Here is a 6,047-nt window from a genome sequence, read left to right as displayed (position 1 = left end):
ACAGTCTCAGGCACTGCCAACCGCGCTCCATCGCTTCCAGGGACAGGCAACTTTGCTTGTCCAGCCCCGCGGCCAGTCTCACTTTACGTTTGATGCGGGACATGATCTGTATGCTGCCGGCGACTTCCCGGACGACCAGCATATGAAAGCTGTTGGAGCCTAAATCAATGGCGGCGTAGAGCGAAGAAGAACTTAGCATCGACATGAGAGCATCAACCCTGCCGTCTACGGTTGTTGTTACGAGGACCACTGCTGCGTCGCTGTGAATTCTGGCGACGTGGACCGGAGGCAGAACGTGGACGTGTCAGGCGTTTCGGCGGCGGAAAATCACTCAGCAGCGCTTCGCTATTGTATTTGCTGACCGGAATACGGTGTCCCGTGTACTCTTCGATCGCCGGCAGGTTCAGCGCGTACTCTTCGCAGGCCAGGCTGATAGAAAAACCGCTTTCACCAGCACGGCCGGTACGACCGATACGGTGAACGTAATCCTCGCAATCATCCGGCAGGTCATAGTTGAAGACATGCGTGACTAGCGGAATATGCAGGCCGCGTGCGGCGACATCGGTCGCAACCAAAATGTCGATATTACCGTGAGTGAAATCTTCCAGAATACGCAGGCGTTTTTTCTGCGGCACATCGCCGGTCAGCAGTCCGACGCGGTGACCATCTGCGGCCAGATGACCCCAAACGTCTTCGCAGCGATGCTTGGTATTGGCGAAGATGATGCAACGATCCGGCCACTCTTCTTCGATAAGCGTCTGCAACAGGCGCATCTTCTCTTCGTTAGACGGGTAGAACAGCTCTTCTTTGATCCGGTGACCAGTTTTCTGGTCCGGCTCCACTTCCACATATTCCGCGTTGTTCATTTGCTCGAAAGCGAGTTCACGTACACGGTAGGACAAAGTGGCGGAGAACAACATATTGAGACGCTGATCGGTGGCAGGCATGCGTCGGAACAACCAGCGAATATCTTTAATGAAGCCCAGATCGTACATGCGATCCGCCTCATCCAGCACCACAACCTGAATCGCGCCCAGGTTGATGTAGTTCTGCTTGGCGTAGTCGATCAGACGACCGGTGGTGCCGATCAGAATATCAACGCCGCTCTCCAGCACCTTGAGCTGTTTGTCGTAGCCGTCGCCGCCGTAGGCCAGGCCCAGTTTCAAACCGGTGGCCTGCGCCAACGCTTCAGCGTCTGCATGGATTTGCACGGCGAGTTCACGCGTCGGCGCCATAATCAAAGCGCGAGGCTGGTTGGTTTCGCGTTCAGCCGAAGCGGGATGGGAAAGCAGATAATGGAAAGTAGACGCCAGGAACGCCAGCGTCTTGCCGGTACCGGTTTGCGCCTGACCTGCGACATCACGGCCTGACAACGTCAGTGGTAATGTCAGTGCCTGAATCGGCGTACAGTTATGAAACCCTTTACTTTCAAGCGCTTCTATAACCTGCGGGTGCAGTGCGAAGTCGGAAAACTTCTGTTCGGTTAAGTGTGTTTTGCTCATAGTATGGTAGAATATCAGCTAACTATTGCTTTACGAAAGCGTATCCAGTGAAATAAGAAATAAAGCCAACCCCAAGGTTGGTTAATGCTACACCAACTGGTTGGACATAATCCTGCGGAGTAAAACATGAGCGATAAAATTATTCACCTGACCGACGGCACTTTCGATAAAGACGTATTGCAGGCCGAGGGCGTAACGCTGGTTGATTTCTGGGCTGAATGGTGTGGTCCTTGTAAAATGATCGCTCCCATTCTGAATGAAATCTCCGAGGAATACGCGGACAGATTAACTGTAGCCAAACTCAACATTGATGAAAACCCGGCGACGGCGCCTAAATATGGTATTCGCGGAATCCCGACTTTGCTGCTGTTCAAAAATGGCGAAGTGGCGGCTACGAAAGTCGGCGCATTATCCAAAGGTCAGCTGAAAGAGTTCATCGAAGCTAACTTGTAATTCGTACTGAACAGGGTGGTTCCCTGGGCGTCTTTCGGCAATGAGAATTTCTCTTACTGACCGCTGGACGCCCACAGGGAAGCATGCTAGATTCATCCTCACTGCATATCGTACTTACCTGTAGTTTGAGCTCTTCGGGCTTGAGCCTAAAGTTAGAATCTAAAGCAATATTCTGTGTCAAAATCGGAAAAAGTCATTTAAGTTAACGATGTTCTTCCCCCCGGTTTGGCAATCTGACAGTTATAAATTAATTTGTTTTGAAGGTGTCTTCGATCTTTGCCGTGTGTATGCGCAGAGCCCGCATGATTCAGTCCGGCACAAAGCTGGCATTCGGTGATTGAAGGCCGTTATAAGAGGCACGGATGATCCTGCCATACCATTCACGTTAATAGTTCGAGATTTACCCCGAGTTTAAGAACCCACCACTATGAATCTTACCGAATTAAAGAATACGCCAGTTTCTGAGTTGATCACTCTTGGCGAAAATATGGGGCTGGAAAACCTGGCCCGCATGCGTAAACAGGACATTATTTTCGCCATACTGAAGCAGCATGCAAAGAGTGGCGAAGATATCTTCGGCGATGGTGTGCTGGAAATATTGCAGGATGGGTTTGGTTTTCTACGTTCCGCCGACAGCTCCTACCTCGCCGGTCCCGACGATATCTACGTTTCTCCCAGCCAAATCCGCCGCTTCAACCTCCGTACTGGCGATACCATTTCCGGTAAAATTCGCCCGCCAAAAGAAGGCGAACGCTATTTCGCTCTTCTGAAAGTCAATGAAGTCAACTACGACAAACCGGAAAATGCCCGCAGTAAGATTCTGTTTGAAAACCTGACGCCGCTGCATGCCAACTCACGTCTGCGTATGGAACGCGGCAACGGTTCGACGGAAGATTTGACGGCGCGCGTTCTGGACCTGGCTTCTCCGATTGGTCGCGGCCAGCGTGGTCTGATTGTGGCGCCGCCGAAGGCGGGTAAAACCATGTTGCTGCAGAATATCGCGCAGAGCATTGCTTACAATCATCCGGACTGCGTGCTGATGGTATTACTGATCGACGAACGTCCGGAAGAAGTGACCGAGATGCAGCGTCTGGTGAAAGGTGAAGTGATCGCCTCCACCTTTGACGAACCGGCATCTCGCCACGTTCAGGTTGCCGAAATGGTGATTGAGAAAGCGAAACGTCTGGTTGAGCACAAGAAAGACGTCATCATTCTGCTGGACTCCATCACCCGTCTGGCTCGCGCCTACAACACCGTCGTACCGTCCTCCGGTAAAGTATTGACCGGTGGTGTAGACGCCAATGCCCTGCATCGTCCGAAGCGTTTCTTCGGTGCGGCACGTAACGTCGAGGAAGGCGGTAGCCTGACCATTATCGCCACCGCGCTGGTCGATACCGGCTCGAAGATGGATGAAGTGATTTACGAAGAGTTTAAAGGTACCGGTAACATGGAACTGCACCTTTCTCGTAAAATCGCAGAAAAACGCGTCTTCCCGGCGATCGACTACAACCGTTCCGGTACGCGTAAAGAAGAGCTGCTTGCCAGCTCCGAAGAGCTGCAAAAAATGTGGATTCTGCGTAAGATCATTCACCCAATGGGTGAGATCGACGCCATGGAGTTCCTGATCAACAAACTGGCCATGACGAAGACTAACGATGAGTTCTTCGACATGATGAAGCGTTCGTAAATCACGCTTTCGGTTTGAGAAAACGCCACGCTGAGTCGTGGCGTTTTTTGTTTTGCTCTATAATGCTCGCGTGGAAGAGTTTGACGTAATCACGTGCTGCTAATTGCATCACCGCATATCTTGTCCATATACCGTTTTGTCCTGTGCTCTTCATGCTTTTTCTATGAAAAGTTAGGTAAAAATAAGGCATTCATAAAACAGCCAATTGTATTATCAAGCGCTGTAAATCGTGAACTTACTCATGATGAGTACTCAATTAGCGTCTACATTTCTGTTTTCTTTTCTTTTTCTGCTGCTGGCTCGCAAAGTGGCAAGAAAGAATGGGCTGGTTGATCGCCCTAACTTCCGTAAGCGTCATCAGGGACTGATACCGTTGGTGGGAGGGATTTCGGTTTATGCCGGAGTCTGCTTCACTTTTCTCATGACCGATGACTACATTCCCCATGCCCGGCTCTATCTGGTCTGCGCGGGGATTCTGGTCGTCGTCGGTGCGCTCGACGATCGCTACGATATCAGCGTGCGGCTGCGCGCGACGGTGCAGGCGGCGGTCGCCGCGGCGATGATGGGATTTGCCGGTCTGACGCTTCAGCACCTGGGTTACATCTTCGGTGACTGGAATTTGAGTCTCGGGCCTTTCAACTATCTGCTGACGCTATTCGCCGTTTGGGCCGCGATAAACGCGTTCAACATGGTGGACGGCATCGATGGGCTGCTGGGCGGGCTGTCCAGCGTGTCATTCGGCGCGATTGGCATTCTGCTATATCACAGCGGGAACCATAGCCTGGCGCTATGGAGTTTCGCGATGATTGCCGCGACCTTACCCTATATCCTCCTGAATCTCGGCGCTTTTGGTCGACGGTACAAAGTCTTTATGGGCGATGCGGGCAGCACCATGATGGGCTTTACGGCAATTTGGCTCCTATTGCAAAGTACGCAGGGAGAAGCCCCCCCGATCAACCCGGTGACGGCGCTGTGGATCATCGCCATACCGCTGATGGATATGGTCGCCATCATGTATCGCCGTCTGCGCAAAGGCATGAGTCCATTTTCCGCGGATCGACAGCATATCCACCATCTGATCATGCGGGCAGGCTTCACCTCTCGTCAGGCGTTTGTGCTGATTACGCTGTCAGCCGCTGCGCTGGCGGCGATAGGCATGGCGGGAGAGTTTCTGCCCTTTATTCCTGAATGGCTGATGCTAGCCTTATTCCTGCTCATGTTCTCCCTCTACGGCTTCTGCCTGAAGCGTGCGTGGCGGGTGGCGCGTTTTGTGAAGCGGGTAAAACGTCAGCTGCGCGAGCGGTCTTACTCTCAACCACGATAATCTGGGGATAGAATGAGTACAGAGAATCACGTTGTCCGGCACAACCAGTGGGATAATGAACTGGATATCCGCGGCTTGTTCCAGGTGCTTTGGCGAGGAAAACGCTGGATCGCCGGTTCGGTCGTTCTGTTTGCCGCTTTGGCGATGCTGTATGCCTGGCTCGCGCCGCAGGAGTGGAGCGCCACTGCGATCACGGATAAACCTACCGTTAATATGCTGGGTGGTTTCTACTCTCAGCAGCAGTTCCTGCGCAATCTGGATGCCAAATCTTTTGCGACCCCGCCCGCAGATCAACCGCCCATCACGGCGGAAGCCTATGCGGAGTTTGTGATGCAGACTGCGGCATACGATACGCGACGTGATTTCTGGCTACAGTCTGCCTATTATCGAGCCCGTCAGACAGGCGACGCGAGAGCGAACGCCGCATTGCTGGACGAACTGGTCAATCAGATTCAGTTCACGCCGTATGACGAAGCCAAAAAAACCAACGATAGCGTGAAGCTGACGGCGGAAACGTCGGCTGATGCGAATGTCCTGCTGCGCCAGTATGTGGCGTTCGCCAGTCAGCGCGCCGCGTCGCATCTTAACGAGGCGCTCGACGGCGCCTGGGCGGCTCGTACTGTCTTTATGCGTTCTCAGATCAAGCAGCAGGAATCCGTCGCTAAAGCGGCCTACGATCGTGAGCTGCACCTCGTCGAACTGGCTTTGCAGGCCGCTCGCCAGCAGGGGATTCGCCAGAATGCGGCGGAGACGCCCGCCAACCAGTTGCCGCCTTCTGAGCTTTTCCTGCTGGGCGTGCCGATGTTACAAGCGCGACTGGAGCTTTTGCAGGCCAGCGGCCCGCAGTATGACAGCGATTACGACCGCAACCGGGCGCTGCTGAATACGTTGCTGGTGGGGCCTGTGGTTGAAAAGCAGTTCCAGACTTACCGCTATCTGCGCACGCCGGAAGAACCGGTAAAACGCGACAGCCCGCGCCGCCTGCTGCTGCTGGTGATGTGGGGCAGCGTGGGATTGGTGATTGGCGCAGGCATAGCATTAGCGCGTCGTCGCTGACCAGTCATGCCTGTGGCGGAACGCC

Annotated in this window: 6 protein-coding genes; 4 read left to right on the top strand and 2 right to left on the bottom strand. The window is 53.4% G+C overall.

Annotated elements, in window-relative coordinates:
• Positions 1-199 (bottom strand): Ppx/GppA phosphatase family protein (locus AU511_RS13535; RefSeq protein WP_476738471.1); only part of this gene is annotated, 199 nt, incomplete at its 3' end.
• Between the two features lie 13 nt (positions 200-212).
• The gene (gene rhlB / locus AU511_RS13530) at positions 213-1,502 is read right to left on the bottom strand and encodes an ATP-dependent RNA helicase RhlB (protein ID WP_094110007.1); all 1,290 of its coding nucleotides are present in this window, start codon (positions 1,500-1,502) and stop codon (positions 213-215) included.
• Between the two features lie 126 nt (positions 1,503-1,628).
• Here rhlB and trxA point away from each other — a divergent pair, with 126 nt between their 5' ends.
• From trxA to wzzE, 4 genes are all read left to right on the top strand, one after another.
• The gene (trxA, locus tag AU511_RS13525) at positions 1,629-1,955 is read left to right on the top strand and encodes a thioredoxin TrxA (RefSeq protein WP_026739280.1); all 327 of its coding nucleotides are present in this window, start codon (positions 1,629-1,631) and stop codon (positions 1,953-1,955) included.
• A gap of 427 nt (positions 1,956-2,382) precedes the next feature.
• Positions 2,383-3,642, top strand: coding sequence for a transcription termination factor Rho (gene rho / locus AU511_RS13520; RefSeq protein ID WP_027063767.1), 1,260 nt, complete (start codon positions 2,383-2,385; stop codon positions 3,640-3,642).
• A 229-nt stretch (positions 3,643-3,871) separates the two neighbouring features.
• A complete protein-coding gene (gene wecA, locus AU511_RS13515) occupies positions 3,872-4,966 on the top strand; it encodes a UDP-N-acetylglucosamine--undecaprenyl-phosphate N-acetylglucosaminephosphotransferase (protein ID WP_094110006.1) in 1,095 nt (364 codons plus the stop codon).
• A 12-nt stretch (positions 4,967-4,978) separates the two neighbouring features.
• A complete protein-coding gene (wzzE, locus tag AU511_RS13510; protein ID WP_094110005.1) occupies positions 4,979-6,022 on the top strand; it encodes an ECA polysaccharide chain length modulation protein in 1,044 nt (347 codons plus the stop codon).
• Positions 6,023-6,047 lie beyond the last annotated feature (25 nt).

Origin of the sequence: Lonsdalea iberica (genome assembly GCF_002111585.1) — a bacterium.
Taxonomy (GTDB): Bacteria; Pseudomonadota; Gammaproteobacteria; order Enterobacterales; family Enterobacteriaceae; genus Lonsdalea; species Lonsdalea iberica.
The sequence above is the reverse complement of the archived record's forward strand: the minus strand, read 5'-3'. Positions and strand labels throughout refer to the sequence as shown.